Below are 1549 nucleotides of genomic sequence, written 5' to 3'. Positions count from 1 at the left end.
TTTTCGTCCATTTCGTTTAAGCCCGGCCTGATTTCTTCCATAAAAAAAGGATTCATGCTCGGTGCTCTTGTTTTCACCGGAAAAACCGGCGAAAATCTTGTTTTCAGGGCGGAGTTATCCGTCCGGCCTGTCAATGCATTTTTTACGACAGGCGCCTGGTCTTTGTCAATGTGCCTGCTACCTGTCAGCCGTACTCATATGTTGGGCAGTATTGTTTTTCAAACCCATGCGCGATCATCCGTAAAATCGCTTCCATGGATGGAGCAATAAACGTATGGAAATAATTACGTATTCGCTCCCACAGTGCCCTTTTGCTGCCCACCTTGGCCCTGGCGGCCTTAAACAGCGGGCAACAGAGCTGCTGCACCTGATCCACGAGAAAGGCCAGCATCATCAAGTGCATGAAAACAGCGCTCAGGTGTTTTTTGCCCAGACCGTAGTTGTGACCGAGATTGTAGCCCTGGTTCTTGAGGGTGTTGAAGGTCTCATTCTCGATCCGCCAGCGGGCGCGACCGCAGCGCATGATCTCCATGACGTTGTCCGGGGTGATTTCAAGATCAGTGACCCAACTGAAGCGGTTGCAGACCTTCACCTCCCCGTCCTTGGTCTCGACCTCCCAGTATTCGAGGAAATTGACCCGTAGTTCGTCCTGGCTGACCTTGTTGAGCGGCACGGAATTGATGAAACGAAAAACGTGGACTTTGTCTTCATCCTTGCTGTCGGGCAGGATCAGTTCCGTGAGTTCTCCCCGCTTGGCCGCCTCGTCGATCAGGTTGAACAGAAAGACGTGATCCCCGGGTTTGGCCGCAAGGATGAAGCGGCAGTCATGGGCCTTCAAGTCCTTGATATGCGGGGCGTTGGCGCTCAGACCATCTTCGGTGACGATGACCTTCAGGTGCGGGTGTTCTCGACGGAAATCAGCGAGCAAGCGCTTGGTGGCGTTCTGCTCGCTATCGTTCTTGGTGCTCCCATCCTGCCGCCGGATAAGCTCCGGGCAGATTGGCAATACCTCCTTGCAGTCCGGGGAAACAAAGGCCCCGGTCACCATCTGCAGATGGTATTCGATCTTGCCGTTACGTCGCTTTTTGGTCAAACAGTAGTCGGCACCGATGTTTTCTGAACTGTGAATGCCGGTTCCATCGATGGCCAAGAGCAGGTGACCGCCCAGGCAGGTCATCCGCGGCAGCACCTTGCCCCGTTGCAATTGATGGAAAACACTACGGAACGGTCGCCGGATATGGGTCGGCACTATTTCGTCCAGAAGGGTCCGCATGTGCGTGTCACTGGGGATCACCCCCACGCCGTACACACCGTGGAGACTTTCCGGCTCATCCTGCCGCCGATGCTCAAAGGCAAGCAATGAGGGATCCTTGAGCGAAAACATGGCAAAGGCGCTCATCAGCGCGTCATCCAAGGGGATCGATGTATTGGCGGCCCGATGATCGGGCACCCGCTGCAGATCCTTACGGATGATGGCAAAGAGGGCATCGGCATTGAGATGAGCACGCATTTTGATTCGACGGAATGTTTGGGTTTCCTGGCGGGTACG

Annotated in this window: 1 protein-coding gene; it reads right to left on the bottom strand. The window is 54.6% G+C overall.

Going from position 1 to position 1549, the window contains the following annotated elements:
- Positions 1-184: 184 nt before the first annotated feature.
- A partial coding sequence (locus tag JWG43_RS17460) for a transposase (protein WP_205244228.1) occupies positions 185-1549 on the bottom strand: 1365 nt, incomplete at its 5' end.

The organism is Desulfobulbus alkaliphilus (genome assembly GCF_016918545.1).
Classification (GTDB): Bacteria; Desulfobacterota; Desulfobulbia; order Desulfobulbales; family Desulfobulbaceae; genus Desulfobulbus; species Desulfobulbus alkaliphilus.
Note: the sequence above shows the minus strand (reverse complement) of the source record. Positions and strands in the feature narration are given on the sequence as shown.